This window comes from Ensifer sp. GW101-20A05 (assembly GCF_059424735.1).
Genome location: NZ_JBWKZT010000021.1, coordinates 49,658 through 71,687, shown reverse-complemented (window position 1 = coordinate 71,687; position 22,030 = coordinate 49,658). Strand labels below are relative to the sequence as shown.

General features: G+C 62.6%; 17 protein-coding genes and 1 pseudogene. 5 read left to right on the top strand and 13 right to left on the bottom strand.

Annotated features, from left to right (window positions below; all coding sequences use genetic code 11):
- Window positions 1-38 precede the first annotated feature (38 nt).
- From AC070A_RS31215 to AC070A_RS31185, 7 genes are all read right to left on the bottom strand, one after another.
- Window positions 39-743, bottom strand: coding sequence for a gamma-glutamyl-gamma-aminobutyrate hydrolase family protein (locus tag AC070A_RS31215; RefSeq protein ID WP_492384360.1), 705 nt, complete (start codon window positions 741-743; stop codon window positions 39-41).
- A 108-nt stretch (window positions 744-851) separates the two neighbouring features.
- Window positions 852-1,814 carry an ATP-binding cassette domain-containing protein gene (locus tag AC070A_RS31210; protein WP_492384361.1) on the bottom strand — a complete coding sequence of 321 codons (963 nt, stop codon included), beginning with the start codon at window positions 1,812-1,814 and terminating at the stop codon, window positions 852-854.
- Window positions 1,811-2,722, bottom strand: coding sequence for an ABC transporter ATP-binding protein (locus tag AC070A_RS31205; RefSeq protein WP_110879633.1), 912 nt, complete (start codon window positions 2,720-2,722; stop codon window positions 1,811-1,813). The genes AC070A_RS31210 and AC070A_RS31205 overlap by 4 nt, the downstream gene beginning before the upstream one ends.
- Window positions 2,719-3,540 carry an ABC transporter permease gene (locus AC070A_RS31200; protein WP_110879634.1) on the bottom strand — a complete coding sequence of 274 codons (822 nt, stop codon included), beginning with the start codon at window positions 3,538-3,540 and terminating at the stop codon, window positions 2,719-2,721. Before AC070A_RS31200 ends, AC070A_RS31205 begins: the two co-directional genes overlap by 4 nt.
- Window positions 3,541-3,545: 5 nt before the next feature.
- The gene (locus AC070A_RS31195) at window positions 3,546-4,481 is read right to left on the bottom strand and encodes an ABC transporter permease (RefSeq protein ID WP_110879635.1); all 936 of its coding nucleotides are present in this window, start codon (window positions 4,479-4,481) and stop codon (window positions 3,546-3,548) included.
- Between the two features lie 82 nt (window positions 4,482-4,563).
- On the bottom strand, window positions 4,564-6,156 hold the full coding sequence (locus tag AC070A_RS31190) for an ABC transporter substrate-binding protein (protein ID WP_492384362.1): 1,593 nt from the start codon (window positions 6,154-6,156) through the stop codon (window positions 4,564-4,566).
- Between the two features lie 55 nt (window positions 6,157-6,211).
- Complete coding sequence (locus AC070A_RS31185) at window positions 6,212-7,837, bottom strand: amidohydrolase (protein ID WP_492384363.1); 1,626 nt, start codon at window positions 7,835-7,837, stop codon at window positions 6,212-6,214.
- Window positions 7,838-8,040: 203 nt separating this feature from the next.
- Between AC070A_RS31185 and AC070A_RS31180 the strand changes: the two genes are divergently transcribed.
- Window positions 8,041-8,982, top strand: coding sequence for a LysR family transcriptional regulator (locus tag AC070A_RS31180; protein ID WP_492384364.1), 942 nt, complete (start codon window positions 8,041-8,043; stop codon window positions 8,980-8,982).
- Here AC070A_RS31180 and AC070A_RS31175 read toward each other — a convergent pair whose 3' ends face one another.
- The 6 genes from AC070A_RS31175 to AC070A_RS31150 form a co-directional block, all read right to left on the bottom strand.
- The gene (locus tag AC070A_RS31175; RefSeq protein WP_110879639.1) at window positions 8,983-9,783 is read right to left on the bottom strand and encodes a M55 family metallopeptidase; all 801 of its coding nucleotides are present in this window, start codon (window positions 9,781-9,783) and stop codon (window positions 8,983-8,985) included.
- A 382-nt stretch (window positions 9,784-10,165) separates the two neighbouring features.
- Entirely contained in the window at window positions 10,166-11,272 is a 1,107-nt protein-coding gene (locus tag AC070A_RS31170; protein ID WP_492384365.1) for an aminotransferase class I/II-fold pyridoxal phosphate-dependent enzyme, read from the bottom strand.
- The gene (locus AC070A_RS31165) at window positions 11,269-12,945 is read right to left on the bottom strand and encodes a serine hydrolase domain-containing protein (protein ID WP_492384366.1); all 1,677 of its coding nucleotides are present in this window, start codon (window positions 12,943-12,945) and stop codon (window positions 11,269-11,271) included. Before AC070A_RS31165 ends, AC070A_RS31170 begins: the two co-directional genes overlap by 4 nt.
- Window positions 12,946-12,999: 54 nt before the next feature.
- Window positions 13,000-13,872 (bottom strand): ABC transporter permease, encoded by an 873-nt coding sequence (locus tag AC070A_RS31160; RefSeq protein WP_492384367.1) that lies wholly within the window; start codon window positions 13,870-13,872, stop codon window positions 13,000-13,002.
- On the bottom strand, window positions 13,869-14,906 hold the full coding sequence (locus AC070A_RS31155; RefSeq protein ID WP_244495589.1) for an ABC transporter permease: 1,038 nt from the start codon (window positions 14,904-14,906) through the stop codon (window positions 13,869-13,871). The genes AC070A_RS31160 and AC070A_RS31155 overlap by 4 nt, the downstream gene beginning before the upstream one ends.
- Before the next feature lie 77 nt (window positions 14,907-14,983).
- Entirely contained in the window at window positions 14,984-16,912 is a 1,929-nt protein-coding gene (locus AC070A_RS31150; protein ID WP_492384368.1) for an ABC transporter substrate-binding protein, read from the bottom strand.
- Window positions 16,913-17,036: 124 nt separating this feature from the next.
- Here AC070A_RS31150 and AC070A_RS31145 point away from each other — a divergent pair, with 124 nt between their 5' ends.
- The 4 genes and pseudogenes from AC070A_RS31145 (at window position 17,037) to AC070A_RS31130 (ending at window position 21,844) form a co-directional block, all read left to right on the top strand.
- The gene (locus tag AC070A_RS31145; RefSeq protein ID WP_057249844.1) at window positions 17,037-17,990 is read left to right on the top strand and encodes a LysR family transcriptional regulator; all 954 of its coding nucleotides are present in this window, start codon (window positions 17,037-17,039) and stop codon (window positions 17,988-17,990) included.
- A 255-nt stretch (window positions 17,991-18,245) separates the two neighbouring features.
- Window positions 18,246-20,125 (top strand): annotated as a pseudogene (locus AC070A_RS31140) (ABC transporter ATP-binding protein).
- 41 nt (window positions 20,126-20,166) lie between these two features.
- A complete protein-coding gene (locus AC070A_RS31135; RefSeq protein WP_492384369.1) occupies window positions 20,167-21,393 on the top strand; it encodes an alanine racemase in 1,227 nt (408 codons plus the stop codon).
- Window positions 21,394-21,646: 253 nt separating this feature from the next.
- Window positions 21,647-21,844 (top strand): hypothetical protein, encoded by a 198-nt coding sequence (locus AC070A_RS31130; RefSeq protein WP_492384370.1) that lies wholly within the window; start codon window positions 21,647-21,649, stop codon window positions 21,842-21,844.
- Window positions 21,845-22,030: the final 186 nt, after the last annotated feature.

Sequence of the window (22,030 nt, the reverse complement as noted above, 5' to 3'; positions counted from 1 at the left end):
AGAAGCCTACCCTCGCGATGCAATGTCGTTTTGACCGCTTAACGGGATCGACGGCTTGCAGCCTCCACAAACGCGTCAAATACGCGAGCGCCCGGATGGCTTTCGGCGTCCAGCAATTCCGGGTGCCATTGCAGCCCCATGGCAAAAGACTGCGAGCCGATCTCGATCGCTTCGACGACTCCATCGGATGCTCGGGCCGTGACGGTCACGGCGCCGGCTACCTCCACAATCGCCTCTCGATGAAACGTGTTCACAGCGAATGTGTCGGCGCCGAAGATTTCAGCCATTCTGGTGCCGGCGACGATGCGCACGTCATGCGACACATTTGCCTGGTCATGATTGAGGGCTTCCGGCCACGACGAATGGACATCCGAGACCATCCGGCAGCCGTTGAGACACCCAAGCATTTGCATGCCATTGCAGATGCCAAGCACAGGTTTGTTACGCGCAAGGAACCCTTCCATCAATGCCATATCGACGGCAAGACGATCAGATGGCGGATACTGGGATTGGACTCCTTCAACGTACCAGCCTTTCGGAAAACTGATACGGCCGCCGACGCTCAGGAACCCATCGAACTCCTCGACGACCTGGTCAACCAGATCAGGAATGTACGGGATGCCGAAGGCAAAAGCGCCGGCGCGGCGGATCGCAGAGAAGTAATTCTTCGAGGTATCATAGCGTCCGCCACCTGAACTGGTGTTCTCATCCATGATCACGGCGATCTTCGGCATGCGGTCCATTGGTTCATCCCAGAATCTAGAAATTCTACGTATATTTATCCCGTCCGGACCGCGCAGGCAGTCGTTTTCATACCGACACCACATCTATCTCCGAACGAGAGCCGCTGGCTAGGCCAAAGCCATCCGGACCCTATGGTTTCCGCCGATCTCGATAAGCTCGGATCGCGCCGGTGCCGTAAAGACATCCGGCGCGGTGCAGCCGTCGGAAACGAAGCTGCGGCCGACGAGTTGCGGCATGGTGGCGTAGAGATCCTGCCTGGCCGCCGGATTCAGGGCCGCATCCGGATCGGGAATGGCCGCGATCAACCGTCGCGTATAGGGATGGGTGGGCGCTTCGAAAATCTCGCGCCAGCCGCCCTCTTCCACGATCTCGCCGAAATACATGACCAGCACCCGATCGCTCATATGCTCGACCACGCTAAGATCATGGCTGATCATCAGATAGGAGAGGCTGAGCTTTTCCTGAAGGTCGAGCAGCAGGTTGATGATCTGTGCGCGGATCGATACGTCGAGGGCAGAGACCGGCTCGTCGAGCACGACGATCTCGGGCTCAAGGATCAGCGCGCGGGCGATGCCGATGCGCTGGCGCTGGCCGCCGGAGAACTCGTGCGGGTAGCGCCCCGCCTGCTCGGGCGTCAGACCGACATTCTTCAGCATCGCCTCGATGCGGCCCTCGATTTCGGAGGCAGCGGTTATGCCGTGAAGGCGCAGCGGCGCGGCAAGCGAGGTGCGCACGGACTGGCGTGGGTTGAGCGAGGCGTAGGGGTCCTGGAACACCATCTGCACCGCCTTCGCCCTATCCATGCGACCTGGCGCGCCGGGGCCGGCAAGCGGCTGTCCGCGAAAGCGGATCATGCCCTCGCTCGGCTCCTGGAGGCCGAGGATGGAAAGCGCCGTCGTCGACTTGCCGCAGCCGGATTCACCGACGATCGACAGGCATTCGCCCTTGGCCAGCTCGAAGCTGATGCCGTTGACGGCGTGAAGCGTGCGCCGTCCGGTGCCGAGCAGGCCGCCGCCGGAAATGGGGAAACGGACGTGCAGATCGTCCACTTGCAGCAGCGGAGCGGTCATGGCTGGCTCCCCTCCAGTTCGCGCGGTGCGATGAAGCGGCTCTCGGTCAGTTTCGAGCGATCGGAGATGATGCTGTCGATATCGACGAGCCGCTGCCGCCCATGTTCGCTGCGGCTGCCAAGGCGCGGCAGGGCGCCGAGCAGCCCGCGGGTATATTCATGCCGCGGGCCTTCGAAGAGTGCCCGCGTCTCATTTTCCTCGACGAGGCAGCCCGAATACATCACGCCGACGCGCTGGCAGATGCTGGCGATCACCCCGAGGTCGTGGCTGATGAACAGAACTGCCGTGCCGCGCGCCGCACACAACTCCTTGATGAGGCGTAGCACCTCGGCCTGCACGGTGACGTCGAGCGCGGTGGTCGGTTCGTCGGCGATCAGCAGGTCCGGGCTGCAGGCAAGCGCCATGGCGATCATCACGCGCTGGCGCAGTCCGCCGGACATCTGATGCGGGTAGTTCTTCGCGCGCCGATCGGGGTTGGGCACGCGCACGTTCCCAAGCGCGTCGACGGCGAGCTTTTCAGCCTCCCCCCAACTTTTTCCCTGATGCAGCACGAACATTTCGGCGATCTGCCGGCCCACGGTCGAAAGCGGGTTCAGCGCGGTCATCGGTTCCTGGAAGATCATGGCGATGCGGTTGCCACGCAGGCGCCGCATCTCGCGTTTCGGCAGCGCCAACAGGTTCTGTCCCTTGAACAGTATCTCCCCGCCCGAAACGGCGAGCGGCCTTTTCAAAAGCCCCATGACGGCGAGCGATGTAACCGACTTGCCGGAGCCGGATTCGCCGACGAGACCATAGGCCTCGCCCGGCATGATCTGGAAGGAGACGCCCTTGAGCAGCGGATGGTGGGCCGAACGACCGAGCGAAACGCCGAGGCGCAGGTCTCTGATGTCGAGAAGCGGCGTGGTCATGGCTTGCGCGTCCTCATATGCGGATCGAGGCTGTCACGCAGGCCGTCGCCGAGAAGGTTGAAACCGAGCACCGAGAGGAAGATGGCAAGGCCGGGGAAGAGCGCTGCCCAGGGCGCGAGCTGGATGAGTTGGCGCGCATCGGTCAACATCGAGCCCCAGCTCGGGAAAGGCGGTTGAATGCCGAGGCCGAGGAAGGAGAGTGCCGCCTCCGACAGCACCGCCGACCCCATACCGAGCGTCGCCATGACAAGGATCGGTCCCATCATGTTGGGCAGGATCTGCGTGAACATGATGCGGAGATCCCCATAACCGAGCGTCTGTGCCGCCTGCACGTATCCCTGCGATTTCAACGAGAGTGTCGAGGACCGTGCGATGCGGCAGGTCCAGCTCCAATTAGTCAGGCCGAGCGCGATCAGGAGCGATGGCAGGCCGGGGCCGAGCACGGCCATCACGGCGAGCGCGAAGATCAAAGAAGGGATGGCGAGCATGACGTTGGTCAGCCCGTTCACCAGATCGTCCCACCAGCCGCCCCAATAGCCGGCCGTCATGCCGAGCGTGACGCCGATGATCGAGTTGATCACCTGCGACACGATGCCGACGGTCAATGAAATCTGTGCGCCGTAGAGGATGCGGGTATAGACATCCCGTCCCTGCCCGTCCGTGCCGAACCAGAAGGTGGCATCCGGCGGCAGTTCGGAATTCATCAGGTCCGCATCGAGCACCGGGTCGAAGGGTGCGATCCATTGGGCGAGAAGACCGGCGAAGATGACCAGCGCTGTCAGCGTCGCACCGAGCCAGAAGTTGAAGCCGAGGCGCACGCGCGTCACTCCTGCTTGATGCGCGGATCGATCGCGGCATAGACCAGATCGACGGCGGTATTGATGATCAGGAACCAAAGCACGATGACGAGGATCGTGCCCTGCACCACGGGGATGTCGCGGATCGCGACGCTATCGACCAGGAGCGAGCCGATACCGGGCCAGGCAAACAGCTTTTCGATGACGACGGCCTGGCCGATCAGCGAGCCGAACTGCAGGCCGACCGTGGTGACGATCAGCACCAGCGCATTGCGCGCCACATGCCAGCGCACCACCTTCGCCTCGCTCATGCCCTTGGAATGGGCGGTGCGGATGAAGTCGGCGTTCAACACGTCGAGCACGCCCGCCCGCGTGGTGCGTGCGAGCAGCGCCAGCGGCGTAACGCCGAGGGTTACGGCAGGCAGGATGAGGTTCTGCAACGAGCCGTCGCCATAGCCGAAACTCGGCAGCCAGTTCAGCTGCAGGGCGAAGAGATACATCATCAACAGGCCGAGCCAGAATTGCGGCATCGACAGACCTGAGACCGCGCCGATCATCGTGACCGTATCGAGTATCGAACCTGGCCGGAGTGCTGCGAGGAAGCCGAGCGGCACGCCGACGATAATGGCAAAGGCCATGGCGGCGACGGCAAGCTGAAGCGAGGCGCCCATGCGATCGTTGATGAGGTCGATGACCGGCTGGCGCGTGCGGAAACTGGTGCCGAGATCGAACTGTGCAAGATCCGTGACATAGGCCACGAAGCGCTCCATCAGCGGCTTGTTGAGCCCGAATTCCTCGTTGAGGCGAGCGATCATTTGCGGATCGGCGGCACGCTTGCCGTCAGCAAAGAGGCTGGCCGCGAAGGTACCGGGAACGACGGAGAAGATAACGAAGATCAGCAGCGCCACCACGACGATCGTCGGGGCGACCTGCAGGATGCGGCGCAGGGTAAAACGAAGCATGAGCGGTTCCATTTTGGCCACCCCAGACGGGCGGGACAACTGATGTGTGGGGCGGCCGAAGCCGCCCCGAACCTCTCAAGGCTTATTTGCGCCCATCCGGCGCCGTTTCGTCGATCCAGATCTCGTCATAGGGCTGGACCGCCAGTTCCGTCGCATTCGGAACAAGGCCGTGGATCCATGGCTGATAGGCCATGACCGCCTTGTTGTAGTTGAAGAACCAGACCGGCGCGTCGTCCTGCACGATGTTGTTGGCCTGGCGCAGCAGGTCGTTCTGCTTGGCCGAGTCGCGCTCCTGCTGGGCTGCCTCATAGAGCTTGTCGAACTCCGGGCTCGCATAGCTCGCGTAGTTGCAGGCGGACTGCGGCGTCTTGGAATAGTAGCAACGCAGCGCATTCAGCGGATCGGGACCGGAAAGGTTCGACCAGATGAAGGCCTGGAAGTTGTTCGACGTCACGGCGTCACCGAGCGCCGAGCTTTCGACCGGCTTCGGCTTTACCGAGATGCCGACCTTTTTCAGCATCGGCAGGATGGCCTCGACGATCGGCACGCCCCAGCTTTCGTTCGGGCTCGCCGTCACTTCGAACTCGAAGCCGTCGGCATAGCCTGCTTCCGCCAGAAGGGCCTTCGCCTTGTCGGGATCAAAGGCATAGGGCACCTTGTCCTTGTCGAAGGCAGGCGAGGAAATCGGCAGCCACCCGGCGGCGGGGTAAGCCTTGTTCTTGACGAGGCGTTCGATGATCAGCGGCGCGTTGATCGCGTGGTTGATCGCCTGGCGTACCCGCTTGTCCTTGAACGGTTCGAAGGCCGGGTTGAAGCCGATATTGCGCGTATAGACCTCGGCGACTTCGAGCAGATGATCCTTTAGAACTTCCTCGCCCTGATAGGCCTGGTACTGGGTGGGGCCGAGAATGGAGACGTCGATTTCCTTGTTGCGGAAAGCGACGTCGCGGGCGGCGTCCTCGGCCATCAGCACGATGTTGATGCGGTCGAGATAGGGCTTGCCCTCTTCGTAATACTTGTCGAACTTCTCGACGACGACCTGCGAACCCGGCACGTGCTCCTTGAAGACGAAGGCGCCGAGGCCAAAGGGGGTCTTTGCGAAGCTCGATTCATCCTCGACATTCGACGGATAGATCACCGTCGTATTCTGCATCAGCGGGAAGCCGGGATTGATCGGGCCTGTGTAGGTGATCTCCAGCGTGTGGTCATCGATCTTCTTGAGACCGGAAATCTCCTCCGCCTTGCCGGCGATGAAATCTTCCGCGCCCTTGATGACGGAAATGTAGCTGGCGCCAGGGAAGGCATTCTTTGGGTTGGCGATGCGCTTGTAGCTGTAGATAATGTCGTCAGCCGTCAGCGGCTTGCCGTTATGGAAGACGGCATTGTCGCGCAGGTGATAGGTGTGCACCGTGCCGTCTTCGGAGACGTCTTCCGAGGTTGCCAGTTCCAGCACCGGCTTGTTCTGGTTCGAATCCCAGCTGTAAAGCGCGCGGTGGATAGCCTGGGTGATGAATTCTTCCTGCGTGTTCGGGCTCGCCTGCACGTCGAGTGTGGCGAAGCTCGAGCCATAGGGGGCGGTGAAGACGAGCGTTCCGCCATGGCGCTCGCCCGCGGCCAGCGCCCCTGTAGCCACCCCGAGACTAAGCATTGCAGCCAGTGTCAATCTTTTCAGCATGCTGTTTTCCCTCTCGTGCCGTTTTCGGCTTTGTGTTGATCAGTCCGGCAGGCCGTCAGCGCGCGTCATGCACGACGCGGCCCGCAAGCAGGGTCATCAGGCAGCGCGTGCCTGTGAGAATGGTATCCGCCGGCGCCTCCAGCAGGTCGTTGTCGAAGACGGCGATGTCGGCCCATTGGCCTGGCACCAGCCTGCCCTTCACTTCCTCGGCCTTCTGGGAATAGGCGCCGTACTCCGTGTAGGCCTGTAACGCCTCCTCACGGCTCAGCTTCTCCGCCTCCGCCATCACGGTGCCCCTGCCGGTCTTGCGCGTGATCATGGCGTGAAGGTTCGGGAAGGGATCGGGCGAGCAGACGGGAGAATCCGAGCCAGTCGAGGGCTTGAGGCCCATGCGCATCCAGGTACCGATCTGGTAGGAGGCCTTGCCGCGCTCCTCGCCGAGCACGGAGACGTAGCTGTCGCCGAAATCGTGGATGAAGGCCATCTGCGGCGCGGGCAGGATGCCGGCGGCCTTCATGCGCGCATCTTGCCCGGGCGATGAGAAGCCGCAATGCTCGATGCGGTGACGCCGGTCCGGATCGGGATTGGCGGCAAGCGCCTTTTCATAGGCCGTGACAAGCTGTTCGATCGCACCGTCACCGATGGCATGGCAGGCCATCTGATAGCCCCGATCGTGGCAGGACTTGACGATCGCCTCGACCTCCGCGTCGGGCAGCATCTGCACGCCGATATTGTCGGGCTCGCCCAGATAGGGTTTCGACATCCAGGCGGTGCGCCCGCCGGCCGAGCCATCGAGAAAGATCTTCACAGCGCCAACCCGCAACATATCGTCGCCGGCACCGGAAATGAGCCCTGCACGCCAGGAGTCCTCGACGATCGAGACACCGGGATCGCCGAGCAGCGTCAGCCAGACGCGCACCGGCAGGCGACCGGAAAGCTTGGCCATCTCATAGGCCTGGATCTCTGCAAAACCAGCAAGTTGGCCGACGGCCGCATCCACGCAACTGGTGATGCCGAGCGACACAAGATAACGCCCTGCGCGCTCAATACCGTCGATCAGTTCCTCCGTCGTCACCTCCGGCATGGCACCCTTGATGAGGTTCTGCGCATTTTCCGCGAGGAAGCCGTCGAGACGGCCGTCAGTGGTGCCGATCACACCGCCATCCGGCACCGGCGTCGCCTCGGTGACATCAGCCAGCCTCAGCGCCAGCGAATTCGCGATGGCGACATGGCCGCAGGCCCGCGTCAGCAGCACAGGATGATCCGGCACTGCACAGTCGAGCTCCTCTCGGGTCGGATGCCGGCCAACATCGAGCTTGACCTGGTCATAGCCCCGCGCCCGCACCCAGGTGCCTTTCGGGGTGGCGGCGGCACGCTCGGCAAGCTTTTTGAGCAGCACGGCAAGTGTCGGCGCGGCGGCAGGCGTCGCATCGACCCAACCCATGGTAATGCCGGTCGAGATCAGGTGCAGGTGGTTGTCGATGAGGCCGGGGCTGGCGAAACGTCCTTCGAGGTCGATGACCTCGGTGCGCGGCCCCTTGAGGCTCAGCATGTCAGCGTCGCTGCCGGTGGCCAGGACCTTGCCCTGCCAGATGGCAAGGGCCTCGCTGATCCCCTCCTCCCTGCCGCGCCAGATTCGGCCGTTGCACAGGATAAGATCAGCGTGAAGCTGGAAGGCCATTAACAATCCCCCTTTTGTTATCAGCCTGATTTCGCAGCCTCCTCCGCTGCTCTGAAATCAGAACTGTTTGCCTTGGGCACAACCTGAAAGGTTTGATCGGGTTTGGCTAATTCGCTTTTAGCAAAAGCCGATGCAATATCGGCATAGCGATTTCATTCCAACAACTTATGATCCCCTACAACTCTAACGCACAAGGAGCGGGCATGGAGATCAAGTGGCTGGAGGACTTCGTGACGCTGGCCGACACGTGGAGCTTTTCGCGCGCTGCCGAGTTGCGCAACGTGACGCAGCCGGCCTTCAGCCGGCGCATCAAACAATTGGAGGCTTGGCTTGGCGCGACGCTGATCAGCCGCGCCACCATGCCGGCGGAACTGACGCCGGCGGGTCGCAATTTCCTCCCCATTGCGCAGGAGGCAATCCGAACCTTCTACGCGGCACGCGAGTCGCTACGCCCGTCTCACGAAGAAGGTCTCATCCGCTTCGCCGCGCTCCATACACTGACGGTAACGATCTTCCCGCGCTGGCTCAAACTGCTGGAAAAAGCAGGCGGCGCCTTCAGCACCTCACTGATGGCAGACCGTGGCGGCATCGAAGCGAACCTCGAGGCCCTCATCGGCGACGAGGCAGATTTCTTCCTGACCTATGCCCATTCGGAGGTGCCGTTCCACCTCGACCGCGGACAGTTCTCGTCGCTGACAATCGCACATGACCGGCTGATCCCGCTTGCCGCGGCAAACGTTTCCCTGGCCGGAGGCACGCTGCCGGGGCTGCACATTCTCGACCGCGCCGTCGCCCAGCCAAGGCTCGCCATCCCCTATCTGAGCTACGGGTTCAATTCGTTTTTCGGTGTCGCCCTTTCCCGCCTTATGCTCCGGCGTCCGCCTTTCCGGCGCCGCACCACACATGAGAACACGATCAGCGCCGGGCTGATGAACATGGCGATGACAGGGGCAGGCGTCTGCTGGCTGCCGGAGAGCCTCGCGCACGACGTGATCGAGACCGGCGGCCTCGTGCCCGCCTCCAAGGATGCGGGATGGAACCTCGACCTCGAAATTCGCCTCTACCGTCACACCGCGACGCGCAGCCGCAGGGTCGAAGACCTCTGGCAAACAGCAAAGCTGCTCTTGGAACGCGAGCCCACCTGATCAGGCTTTCAGGAAGACCAGCGCGCGCAGGATTTCCGCGAAATCCGCGTGCTTGAAGGCGACGGCGCGGGGACCGTGCGCGTAGGCACCGGGATACCAGCCGGCACGATAGGCATCCGTCGGATTATTGAACTCGATCACCACCTCGTAGCGCTCTGCCCTTCTCGGCAGGACCTGTGCGAAATCGCCGGAAAGCGCCTCTGCTACGCCTTCGCGAATGAGCCGGCGCGACCAGGCCGGGGAGATCGAAGTCGTCGAACGACCTTTCCCCTCCAGCGTTTCCACGGACTTCAGCCCCGGCACCATGGCCCGCGCCTGCGAGCAAATGCCCGCATCGCCGGCAAGGAAGACCGACGGCACGCCGTAGGCGGCGGCGCAGAGCGCGTTGACGGTGAATTCCGAGGCGACCTCGCCATTGAGGAGCAGGCGCGAGATGCGCATGGTGGAGGTATGGGCGAGCGGATTGTCCTCGCTGCCGGCTTTGGAGTGATAGCCCGTATAGATCGCCGCTGCGAAGCCGGCATCAAGGCCGAACATCATGGCATCCGGATGGCCGGACCAGCCGCGAACGATGCGGACGTAGTCGGGCAAGCGGTCGAGAATGAGGTTGCGGCCGCTGTCATGGGCGTCTTTCACCACGACTTCGGTCGCGCCCGCGGCGCGCGCCCCCTCGCAGGCGGCGACCACCTCGGCGGTCATCAGGGCTCGGAATTCGGCCCAGTCGGCATGGGTACGCTCGGCCTCGTCCCAATGGGCGATGCCTGCGGTACCCTCGATATCGGCGGAGATAAAGACGTTCATAGGCGGTTCCTCTTATGTCTGTCGGCAACTACGGGGTAGATGCGGTCGTTTCGGGCAAGCGTCGCGGGGCCCAAGCATTGCACGTTCAGTGCCGCCGACGACGTGGTCTCTGCGGACGATCGGGGAGCACGGTCGAGACAGTCATCGGAGCGGCGCCTGGCGGACAGCCATATGCGATCTATTCGCGCGTCGTTTGCACGGAACATTGGTGCAACTCGCCGCCACTGACCAATTCAATTTGGGCAAAACTCCATGCAAAAATCGCCTAATTCCTGATACTTCAATTACTTATTGGCTCACCCACAAACGGACATCCGCGCTCCGTCGACGGACGGCCGGACTCTACCGACACCAGCTTCGGCCGCGGCGCTGCCTCTCAGGTTTAAAGAAGCTCGGCCATCGACCGTAGGAGCCGGTCGATCTGGTGAGGCGTGTGCTCGGAAAACACCGCAAGCCGCATCGTCGAGACGTCTGACGCATCGGAATAGCCGCCGGGCTGCTGCACCCTGACGATGATGTCGCGCTCCGCAAGACGATCGCGCAATTGCTCAAGATCGGTGACGCCCTTGGTGGTGACGATCGGCACTGGCGTGTCGGCGACTTCGAAACCCAGTGCCCGCAGCCCGCTGCGCATATGCTTGACGTTGCGGACGAGATTGGCACGCTTTTCAGGCGTCGTTTGCAGAACCCGCAACGATGCTGCGGCGGCGGCCGCGAGACCCGGGGGCGCCGGCGAGGCACCACGCATGATCATGGCATTGCCCGCGATCTTTGCCGCAAGACCCGCATCCCCAGGGACGATGCCGCCGAGCGCACCGAATGCCTTGCTCATCGTACCGGCAAGATAGTTGCCCTCGCCTTCGAGCCCCGCATGTTGCAGCGATCCGCGGCCGGTCTCGCCAAGGACGCCAACGCCGTGGGAATCGTCGATGCAGAGCAATGCGCCATCATAGGAGGCCATCGCTTGCCGGAAATCTGCAAGCGGCGCCAACTTGCCCGAGGACGGAAAAACGCCATCCGTCAGCACCGCCGGCCGCTCGCCCGGTTTCACATGCTGCGACAATTGCGCGGCCAGATCGTCCGGGTCGGCATGGCGAAATTCATGGATCCGCTTGCCGAGCGTCGGGATGGCGTCGCGGGTGCTGTAATGCGTCGCCGAATCCATCAGGATCACGTCGAAATCGTCGCGCAGGCCCTGCAGCAGCACCATCGGGCTGGTGTAGCCGGAGATCATGTAGACGACCTCTTCCGTGCCGAACCAGTCACGCAGCCGCTCCTGCAGGTCGGCATAGACCTGCATGTGGGCGAGCGTGCCCGGGCCCATGCCGTACTGTCTGGTCGCATCGCAGGCCGCCTCTATCACCTCGGGGTGGCCGTGCAGGCAGAAGTACGAAGTGCCGCAGTAATAGTCGACCTCGCGCCCGCCGATGAACATGCGGGCGCCGAGGGGTGACTCCATCTTGATCGGAGCGGTCATGGTCCGGGTCACGCCGCTTCCGCCTGGGATGGGCTGCGCCGCTCCAGGAACATCGGCCCGACGCGGATGCCGCGCTTGCCGTTGTCGTCGACGGCGTCGAGCTCGAGGATCTCGTCTTCGTAAAGCCGTCCATGCATGCGGAAGCGGCCTTCCTCGACCGGCTCGCAAGTGTGGGTGCAGAAGTACTCGATCAGGCATTTCAGCGCGCCATGGCTGTAGGTCAGGTAGGTGATGTTGAAATCCGGTCCGTATTCGCCGAGATGCGGCGCGATCCCGTCGGGAACGGTCTCATCATCAGGTGCCTCGATGCGTGTCCAACTCGCATCCTTCCAGGCAAGCTTGCCGGCTTCGGGGAAGGAGAGGTTCATGTGGGCGTAGTCCGCGCCCCGCCCGTAGATACGACCATCGATGACGAAGTCGTTGCCGGCAACCGGACGGATCCGGTGCGGCACACCCTCGCCCATCAGATAGATCTTGTCGTCCTTGGACTTGACCTCGACGATCTCCTGTGTGGCGTCGTCCCTGTAGTAGCCCGGCAGGGTCTTGAACTGAGCTTCGGAGATCTCCGCAGGACGCTGTGTCCGCTCCGGCATCTTGCCCATCTTGCGCTCGGCAAGGACGATGCGCACGCCGTCGACGCCGAGCCGCGAGGCGATCTGGTTGGCAAAATCGAGCGTCGCAAAGATCAGCACGCCGACGCCCGCAGCCGGTAACAGCATCATCTGCGAGGCGTAGCCATAGACGGCACCGCCGTGACCTACGGAGGTCCAGCCATCGACGTCGCCGGAACCGAAGCACAGGCCATAGCCGTTGAACGTCCTGTCGTGGCCGACCGGACGCTTGCCGAATGGCGTCCACATCTCGCGCAGCGAGGCCGGCGAGATGATGGAATTCCCTTCCGTTTCGAAGCCGCCACGAAGCAGGCATTGGGCGTAGCGTGCCATGTCGCCGGTGGTGGAAAAAATGTTGCCCGCCGGCGAACCGCCGAGGCTGAACACAGGCGCCGGCGTGTCGCCGTCGAGCGTCCACATGTCGGCAGGCGCGAGCCGCTCGCGAATGCCGGGCGCCATGCCGCAGGAGGAGTTGTCCATGCCGAGCGGCTTCAGGATATTGGCGGCGACATAGTCGGAATAGCTCTGGCCGGTCACCGTCTCGATCACCCGGCCGACGACAGCGATGCCGGCATTGGAATAGTGCATCACCCCAAGGCTCGGATCTTGCTTCAGGATCGAGCTCGCGAGCTCGTTGACGGTATCTTCGAGCGGCGGCCGGGTGGCGTCGAGATAGTGGCCGCTCTTCGGCTCGCGCACGAGACCGGCCGTATGGGTCATCAGCTTGCGCAGGCTGATGACCGAACCGTGTGGCCCGCCTTCAGCGCCGGCAAACGGGTTCTCCGGCTTGAACCCCGGCAGATAGGTCGACACGTCGACATCGATATCAACCAGGCCCTTTTCGACCAGCTGCATGATCGCCAGCGACGTGAAGGTCTTGGTGATCGAGCCGATGCGGAAGCAGGTGTCCTTGCCCATGTCGAAATGGCGGTCGTGGCGCTGGACATGGCCTTCGGCAAGCACGCCGTCACGGTCGACAAGGGCGTAGGAGATCGACGGGATCGCCTTGTCCTCGACCTCGTAGCGGATCAGATCCTCGAACAGCTCGATGGACGCAGCAGACAGAGAGGACATGGAAAATGCTCCTTTGATCTTAAAGGGATTGGGGGACCTTAAAGGCATTGGGTCTCAATGGGCGTGACGGGGGTCGAGCATGTCGCGAAGCGCATCGCCGACCAGGTTCCACGACAGCACGAAAAGGAAGACGGCAGCGCCGGGGAAGGCAAGCGTGTACCAGAACTGGAAGGGGTTGCCGGGCTGGCCGACGATCCAGTTGCGCGAATAGGCGATGAACTGCCCCCAGTCGGCGTAGCCTTCTTCGGTACCGACACCGAGGAAGCTGAGCGCCGAGGCCGACAGCACCATGGAGCCGGTCGCCATCGTCGCCAGAACCAGCACCGGGAACATGGCATTCGGCAGGATATGCAGCACAATCAGCCTGAGGTCGCTGGCGCCGTAGCTCCTCGCCGCGTGGATGTAATCCATCTCACGGATCCTCAGGATCTCGCTTCGCACGATGCGGGCATAACTCATCCAGCCGAATGTCGTCAGCGCGATCGTGATCGGCACGATGCCCTTGCCGAGCAGCGCCGTCAGCACCATCGCCGCGATCAGGAAGGGCACTGCCATGAACACGTCGACGATGCGCATCAGCACTTCCTCGATGACCCCGCCGTAATAGGCCGCGACTGCACCGACGACCGTGCCGATCAGCACCGAGATCGCGACGACCCCGAGCCCGATCTTGAATGCCGTGCGCGTGCCCCAAACGACACCGTAGAAGATGTCGTACTGGCCCTGCGTGGTGCCGAAAACGGCCTCCGGCGACGGTGGCTGCGGCGTTGCCAGGAAGCCGGCGCGCGGCGTGTCGTAGGGGGAAAGCTGGAAGCTTTGCGGCGGCGCCAGGACCGGCGCGAAAACGGCGATCAGCACGAAGGCAAGCAGGATCACGACGCCGAACAGGGACACCGGATTTCTTGCGAGGTAACGAAGAACCTTCATTGCGTCTTCACCCTCGGATCGAGCAACGGATAGATGAGATCGACGACCAGGTTCATCAGCACCAGAACGATCGCGAAATAGAGGCCGAAGCCGAGGACGGCGGGAAAGTCGAGATTGGCGGCGGTCTTGGCGGCAAACTGGCCGAGGCCGGCGTAATCGAAGATGGTCTCGGTGATAACGACGCCACCCATCATCACGGCGAGCTCCATGCCGGCGATGGTCGCAAGCGGCAGAAGCGCGTTGCGCCGGGCGTGATGCAATTCGACGACGCGGCGCGGCAGACCCTTGGCACGCGCGGTGCGCACATAATCCTGGCGCAGCGTTTCCAGCATCGAGGTGCGCATCACCCGCGTCATGCTGGCGACGTTGACATAGGTCAGCGTGATGACGGGTGCTGCGAGGTGGCGAAGCGCATCGCCGAAGATTGCCAGATTGCCGTTGAGCAGCGCGTCGACGGTATTGGCGCCGGTGTAGCGCACGAAGTCGCTGGAGCTGACCACCGTCTGTGCCCATTGGCTAAGCCGGCCGGGCGGGAACCAGTCGAGCGCCGAATAGAAGATCAAGAGCATCAACAGGCCGAAGACGTAGACCGGGAAAGACCAGCCGAGAATGGTGAAGATGCGGATGACGTGGTCCGGCCAGCGGTTGAGATAGATGCCGGCGCGAGAACCGAGGAAGACGGCGAGCAGCAGGCAGGGAACGAAGGCGAGCACCACCAGTTCCAGCGTCGCTGGAAACAACGACATCAACGCCGTGGACACCGGCTGACGCGCGGTTTCCGACCAGCCGAGATTGCCACTGAGCACACCGCCGATCCAGCGACCATACTGGATGTAGGAGGGATCATTGAGCCCATACTGCTCGATCATCCTGCGGATGCTCTCCTGACCACCCTTGAGATAGTCAGGCGACGGCGCATAGGCCGCCAGTCTCTGGGTCGGCGAAAGCGACATCTGCAGCGCGAAGATCATCAACGACAGTGCGAAGAGGACGATCGGCAGCATCATCAGTCGTCTGAGTGCATAGTTCAGCACGGTTCACACGTTCCGATTTCAGGGAAGATGAAACAGGTGCGCGTCGGGCGGTTTTCCGCCCGACGCGCACTAGCCAATCAGTCATTGGCCTTGGTGACCGGGTAGAAGTCCCAGGCGCCGTAGAGGATCATGTTGTCGACATAACCATCGATGTTGCTGCGGGTGACGACGTAGCCGAAGTCCTCCCAGAGGAACTGGGTGGTGGCGTATTCGTAGGACATTTCCTGCAGCTTGGCGTAGATCGGCTCGCGCACTGCGGGGTCGACCGAGGCCCAGGCTTCGTCGAGCAGCGGCTTGAACTTCTCGGCCATCAGATCGCGGTAGCCTTGGCCGACCATGCCGCCGACGAGACCCGTGGGCGACAGGTAGTAGCTGGCCGCACCGAGCGGGCCACCCGGGTCGGAATAGTCAGGACCCCAGCCCATCACCGTCAAGGGCGCTGCCGGCTTTTCGCGGTTGTTGAGCTTGTCCGAAACGGATGCCCATGGCAGCGCCTGGATCTGCATCTTGAACTTCGGATTGATGCGCGAAAGGCCCTGCTGCAAGGCCGAGAGCGCTGCGGTCAGCTGCGGGTAGCCTTCGGTCACATAGGCCGTGAAGGTAAAGCCGGTATCCCAGAGCTTGCCGCCGAACGCCTTCTTAAAGTGTTCCTCGGCCTTGGCGGGATCGTAGCTGTAAACAGGCGAGTCCGGGCGATAGCCCATGATGCCGCGCACTGTCGGCCCGCGCGACTGCACGGTCTTGCCGAGCAGCACCTGGTTCAGCAGCGCGTCGTAGTTCTGGGCATAGTTGAAGCCCTTGCGCACGTCGATGTCGGCGAAGAAGTCCGGCGGGATGCCCGCACCATCGAGCTTGCCGCTGCCGATCGCCGGATTGTCGTTGTCGTCGAGCGGCCAGGCAAAGAAGACACCGCGCGAAAACACCTTCTGCAGGCCGTCGATGACCTTGACGCCCTCGGTCTTGCTGAGCTCGTCGATGAACTCGACGGGGGCCGTGACGAAATCGGCGTCACCGGACAGAAGCTGCAGGCGCCGCGTCGTCCATTCCGGAACGGTGCGCATCACCACGCGCTCGAGCTTGGCAGGCCCCATGAAGTAACTGTCGAAGCGCTTCAGCGTTATGCGCCGGTCGGTGCGATCCCATTCCTCGAGCATGAAGGGGCCGGTGCCGTTTTCTTCGGCGAACAGCGGATTGGCGCCGAGTTCCGGACGGTAATGGGCCTTCCAGGTGTCGCCCGAGCCATCCCAGCCGCCGACCGAGGCAACCCATTCCTTGTCAAGGACCGAGGTGCCGAAAGGCAGCGCGATCACACCAAGCGTTGCCGGAAACGACTTGGGCAGTTTCAGCGTGAGATTGTCGCCCTCGACGACGATCTGCGACGCGAGCTGATCGTAAACCTTGCGCAGGACCTCGGGGCTGGCGTCGTTGATGGATTTGACCTCGCCTTCTGTCTCAACCCACTTGGCGATGTCGGTGTACTTGCCGGCGGTGATCACTTCGGTGATCGCGTTCGACATCCACGACTGCCCCTGAAGGATGGCGCGTAACAGCGAATAGCGCACGTCCTCGGGCGTGATCTGGCCGTAGCCCGGCTCGATCGTCGCCTTCTGCTCGTCCGTCAACTTGTCGTAATATTCCCAGGTGACTTTGCCGTCGGCACCCTTGATCCCGACTTTGTGGGCGAACACGCCCTTGCGGATCGGGAAGGTGTAGCTGATGGAGCCATCCGCGCCTTGCTTGATGAGACCGTTCTCCAGCGACGGCACCTCTGTCGAGAGCGACGGCACGAACTCTGAAATCTTCGAGCCGTTGAAGTTCAATAGACGGCTGTAGATATTGAGCGAGCCGTAGGAGCTCGGCGTGTTGGCGATATAGGCCGGGTCGAACGACTGGATGTCGTCGGTCCACATGAAGACGAAAGTGCCGGGGTTCTTGGGCTCGGCCATAGCGGGCGCAGCCGCGATGCCGAGCCCCAGGCAGAGGGCTAGGGCTAAGGTGCGTTTCATCGTTGTTCCCATTTGGTGGAGGCGGAAGTTTTTCTTCTCGTTATGGGAGAGGCTAGAAGAGCCCTTGCACGTCTGTCCAATGTGTAATTAGGATAGACTATGCAAAACACGCATGAGGGCCAGCATGGAACTGCAATGGCTTGAAGATTTTCTGGAAATTGCCGCGACAAGGAATTTCTCGACGGCGGCGACTGCACGCAACATTTCCCAGCCCGCCTTTAGTCGGCGCATCAAATCGCTTGAGAACTGGATCGGCGCCGATCTCATCGACCGCAGCACCTATCCCGTGCAATTGACGCGGGCCGGCACGATGTTCCTGCCGGGCTGCCAACGCCTCGTGCGCGAGGCCTACCGGCTGCGCACCGATTGTCGCAATGTCGCCGGCGAGAGCTCGGCCATGCTGACGTTTACTTCGCTGCATACGCTGGCGATGTATTTCTTCCCGAAATGGATCGGCTCGCCGCTGATCTCGCGCTTGCCCCTTCGCACCAGCATGCATGCCGCCGACTTCCTTGAAAGCATCGATCACCTTTGCTCGGGCCAGTGCGATTTTGCCATCACCTATGTGCATCCCGATGGCCCGCCGGTACTGGAAGGCGGCCCGTTCGAATCCCTGCAGATCGGCAAGGACCGGCTCATCCTGGTGTCGGGAACCGACGAAAATGGCCGCCCGCTGTTCGACATCGACGTGCCCGAAAGCACGGAAATCCCCTACCTCGCATATTCCTGGAGCGACGGTTACATCGGCAAGCTGGCGACCTTGATCCAGTCGCGCTGGCGTCGCCCGCTCAATCTCAGCACCGTCTACCAGTCGGGTCTCGCCGACGGCCTGAAGCACATGGCCGTCGCCGGGCGCGGTGTCGCCTGGCTGCCGCAGATCTGCGTGGCGGAAGCGATGCGGCAGGGCCGCCTTGCCCAGATCGGCGGGCCACAGATGTCACTCGAAATGGAAATCCGGATCTTCAGGCGCGCCGGTCCCGGCAGTCCTGACAGCGATGGGTTGTGGCAGCATCTGAAACAGTGCGCGGCGCTGCCGCAGTACAAAAGTGGCTTCGATGTCGATATCGACGCCGCCTAGAGCGTCGTGGCGCCCAAAGGCAGCGGATCGCCGGCTATGCGAAGACAGGCGATGCAATGCACGAAACGCATAGTTTTGCCTGCCACATTCGTGACACATTGATTTCACTCGGTTTTGTGGCATAGGCGGAAGGTCGTGGTGCAGCGCGGTCCGGCCTCACCGGGACGACCCTGCCATTCAACCATATTGACAGGATGCAACCTCGTTGCGAGACCTGAGGGCGCAACGTCCCCTCGCAATCGGGTCCATGTGCTGATGCCCCTGTCCAAATCCGCAACACCTGAGCTGCCCGAGGATGTCATCCTTTCTGTGGAAGACCTTGAAGTCTGTTTCGCCGCCCACACCCGCGCCGAGCTGCGCGCGGTACGCGGCGTCTCCTTTCGCATAGCGCGCGGCGAGACCGTCGCGCTGGTCGGCGAATCCGGGTCCGGAAAATCGGTCACGGCCATGACGATCATGCGGCTGACCGAGTATGACGGTGCGACCATCACCGGCGGGCGAGTGCTGATGCGATTGAAGGACGGCACGGTCGCCGACCTCGCCAAACTCTCGGAAAAGCGCGTCGAAGCTCTTCGCGGCGCGGACATCTCGATCGTGTTCCAGGATCCGATGTCGAGCCTAAACCCGGTCTTCACCGTCGGCGACCAGATCGCCGAGGCGGTGATCCATCACCAGGGCAAGACGCCGGAGGAAGCGCGCCAGGTCGCGCTCAACACCCTCAAACTGGTCCGCGTGCCCGATGCGGAGCGCCGGCTCGACCAATATCCGCACCAGCTTTCCGGCGGCATGCGCCAGCGCGTCATGATCGCGATTGCCCTTGCCTGCCGCCCATCGCTGATGATCCTCGACGAGCCGACGACCGCGCTCGACGTGACCATTCAGGCGCAGATCCTCGATCTCGTTCGTGCCCTGCAGCGCGAAATCGGTATGTCAGTGCTGTTCATCACCCACGACATGGGCGTCGTCGCCGAAGTCGCCGACCGCGTCTGCGTCATGCTCAAGGGCGAAATCGTCGAAACCGGCTCGGTCTACGATATTTTCGCCAAACCGAAGCATGCCTATACACGCGCCCTGATTTCCGCCGTGCCACGCCTCGGCAGCATGGCCGACAAGGATGCGCCGGAAAAATTCCCGCTGCTGGTGTTTGAACCGGAGCAGCAACTCGCGGAGGCGACAGAATGAACGCGTCTGCGCAAATGACGGACGCCCGGCGCCCTCTCGTCTCGGTGCGCAACCTGGTCACGCGCTTCGACTTGAAGGCGGGGCTGTTCGGCCACGTCTCCGGCCGGGTGCATGCGGTGGAGAACGTCACCTTCGATATCTTTCCGGGCGAAACCCTGGCGCTGGTCGGCGAATCCGGTTGCGGCAAGTCGACGGTTGCCCGCTCGATCATGCAGCTCGATCGACCACGGTCGGGCTCTATCCGCTTCGATGGAACCGAGCTGATCGGCGCGCCGCGCCCCGTCCTCGCGAGATTTCGCCGCGAAGCCCAGATGGTCTTCCAGGATCCTTTCTCCTCGCTCAACCCGCGCATGACGATCGAGCAGTCGCTGATGGATCCGATGCGGGTTCACAAGCTGGGCTCGACGGAGGTCATGCGCGCCCGCGCCGCCGAGCTTCTGGCTAAGGTCGAGCTTTCGCCCGAGCACCTAGAGCGCTATCCGCATGCGTTTTCCGGCGGCCAGCGCCAGCGCATCTGTATCGCCCGCGCGCTCGCGCTCAACCCGCGTCTCATTGTCGCCGACGAGGCCGTCGCCTCGCTCGACGTGACGATCCAGGCGCAGGTCATCAACCTTCTCATGGACCTGCAGCGCGAAATGCAGATCGCCCTGCTGTTTATCAGCCACGATATGGCCGTGGTCGAACGCATCGCCCACCGCGTCGCCGTCATGTATCTCGGCGAGATCGTCGAGATCGGCGATCGCCGCTCGGTATTTGGCAACCCGCAGCACCCCTATACCCGCAAGCTGCTATCGACCGTTCCGATCGCTGACCCGACACGCCGCCCGGAAGGACGCCAGCCGATGTCCGACGAAATCCCGAGTGCGGTGCGTGCGCCGGACTTCGTGCCGCGCGAACTGCCGATGCGGCAGATCTCATCGACCCATTACGTGCGGCAGGTCGCAACCGGCTGACAACGGCCGCAATTTCCCGTTCCAGATCAGAGTAACCCAACATGAGCACTTCCGAAGTGACGCAATCGGCTGCGAGCGCGGCCGGCATGGCGTCGGCAGACATCGACAACGGCGCAAACGAGGTGAAGGCCGAGGGCTTCCTGCGTCCAACGGCTGCCGAGCAACCGACGCCCTATATCGAAGTCGACGAGAGACGGCTTACGCGCAACATCAAGGGCATGCAGCAGCGCGCCGACGCGGCCGGCGTCACGATGTTTCCGCATGTGAAGACGCACAAGAGCCTCTACATCGCACGACAGCAGCTCGAGGCAGGCGCCCGCGGCATAACCGCATCCAAGCCCAGCGAGGCACTGATCTTCGCCGAAGCCGGGATTCCGTCGATCATCCTCGCCTATCCCATCGTCCGCGCCGCGTCACTCGATCGCCTGCTGCCTGTGGTAAAGGCACGGGGCGCCGAGCTGCGTACGATTGCGGCGAGCGAAACGGGTGTCGATGCGCTGTCGGAAGCCGCCAACCGACACGGCGTCGAGATCGGCGTGTTCCTCAAGGTCGACGTTGGCCTGGGTCGCGTCGGCCTCAAACCCAATGGTCCTGCAGCGCTCGATTTGTGCGCAAGGATCGCCGCCACCGACGGCCTGCGTTTTGCCGGCCTGCTTTCGCACGCCGGACATGCCTACGCGGCTTCCCAACCGCACGCCCTCAACAAAATCGCCCGCGATGAGGCGACAGACCTCGCCAGTCTCGCCGACCGGATTCGGCAACGCGGAATCGCGGTCGACTGCATTTCCGTCGGCGCGACGCCGACTTGCCAGGGCGCGCCGCTGCCCCAGGAGGTCGACTGTATCCGGCCTGGCAATTACGTCTTTCTGGACGGCACCGCGCTCCGGCTTGGTATCTGCTCTGCCGACGACCTCGCGCTTTGCGTGGTCGCCCGCGTCGTTGCCTCCAACGACACGCACTTCGTCATTGACGCCGGCTCGAAGTCCATGAGCTCCGATCGCGGCGCGCATGGCATGGGTGGTGCAGGCTTCGGCACTGTCGTCAGCGCCGAAGGCGACGGCGAAACCGGTATGTGGACACTCGAACGACTGTCCGAAGAGCATGGTTTCGTTCCCTTCTCGGGACGTCCCTTGCCGCTCGGCAGCCGCGTGCGTGTGTTCCCCAACCACTCCTGCGCCTCAATCGCCAACTTTGACAATTTCGTCCTAAGTCGCGTCGATGGTACCGCGCTCAGCCTGCCCGTGGATGCCCGCAGCGGCCAGACTTGACGAGCGTCACCGGCTTTACCAATCTCAACTCTCTCTCCCTCGCACTCCGGCTCCGCCTGCACATCGCCGGGAACCGTCCTCGTCTTGCAGCGTTTCTCGTTCCACCGGTGCGTTCAGACGCCGGACCGCACGAGAGAACCTGGATCGTACAGATCACAGGTTAGAGCAGAGGGTAAAAGACGATATGGGTTTAGTGCAACTCGGCCGGGCTCGCCTTGCGCTGGTGCTTCCACGGCATCGCGAACTCCTGCGCATGACAAAGAACCAACAGCTCTATGACCTTTACGAGGCCTATGCGCGCGAGTCGATGACCCTCGACAATCTGTTGCGGGAATTTCCGCGCCGCGAGAAGCAGGTATCCGAACATCAGCAAATCTGCCTGGACCTGCAGGCCGAAGTGGTAACGCTGCTGACGCGGCTTGCAGAGCCGCTCAAGCCCGGAGCGTTGTAGCATTCCGCCGCGACAGCCCCGGAGGCATCGTGCCCGACGCTTAACGCTTTTAAGCGACCCGGAAATAGTCTGTCCCAACTTCCAGAGCCTCAGCTCGGAATTCGCCCCGAAGACCTCCTGATCTGAGCAAAACGAGTTCCTATATTACAGTTCCGTCGCCGACGGTTCATTCCCCGTGAGCGGAGA

What these genes read in the sequence shown, in the direction of transcription:
- AC070A_RS31180 (WP_492384364.1), top strand. Translation starts at nt 8,041, where the DNA reads ATGGAGATCAAGTGGCTGGAGGACTTCGTGACGCTGGCCGACACGTGG.
- AC070A_RS31215 (WP_492384360.1), bottom strand. Translation starts at nt 743, where the DNA reads ATGGACCGCATGCCGAAGATCGCCGTGATCATGGATGAGAACACCAGT.
- AC070A_RS31190 (WP_492384362.1), bottom strand. Translation starts at nt 6,156, where the DNA reads ATGCTGAAAAGATTGACACTGGCTGCAATGCTTAGTCTCGGGGTGGCT.
- AC070A_RS31195 (WP_110879635.1), bottom strand. Translation starts at nt 4,481, where the DNA reads ATGCTTCGTTTTACCCTGCGCCGCATCCTGCAGGTCGCCCCGACGATC.
- AC070A_RS31165 (WP_492384366.1), bottom strand. Translation starts at nt 12,945, where the DNA reads ATGTCCTCTCTGTCTGCTGCGTCCATCGAGCTGTTCGAGGATCTGATC.
- AC070A_RS31185 (WP_492384363.1), bottom strand. Translation starts at nt 7,837, where the DNA reads ATGGCCTTCCAGCTTCACGCTGATCTTATCCTGTGCAACGGCCGAATC.
- AC070A_RS31205 (WP_110879633.1), bottom strand. Translation starts at nt 2,722, where the DNA reads ATGACCACGCCGCTTCTCGACATCAGAGACCTGCGCCTCGGCGTTTCG.
- AC070A_RS31210 (WP_492384361.1), bottom strand. Translation starts at nt 1,814, where the DNA reads ATGACCGCTCCGCTGCTGCAAGTGGACGATCTGCACGTCCGTTTCCCC.
- AC070A_RS31130 (WP_492384370.1), top strand. Translation starts at nt 21,647, where the DNA reads ATGACAAAGAACCAACAGCTCTATGACCTTTACGAGGCCTATGCGCGC.
- AC070A_RS31150 (WP_492384368.1), bottom strand. Translation starts at nt 16,912, where the DNA reads ATGAAACGCACCTTAGCCCTAGCCCTCTGCCTGGGGCTCGGCATCGCG.
- AC070A_RS31175 (WP_110879639.1), bottom strand. Translation starts at nt 9,783, where the DNA reads ATGAACGTCTTTATCTCCGCCGATATCGAGGGTACCGCAGGCATCGCC.
- AC070A_RS31135 (WP_492384369.1), top strand. Translation starts at nt 20,167, where the DNA reads ATGAGCACTTCCGAAGTGACGCAATCGGCTGCGAGCGCGGCCGGCATG.
- AC070A_RS31145 (WP_057249844.1), top strand. Translation starts at nt 17,037, where the DNA reads ATGGAACTGCAATGGCTTGAAGATTTTCTGGAAATTGCCGCGACAAGG.
- AC070A_RS31160 (WP_492384367.1), bottom strand. Translation starts at nt 13,872, where the DNA reads ATGAAGGTTCTTCGTTACCTCGCAAGAAATCCGGTGTCCCTGTTCGGC.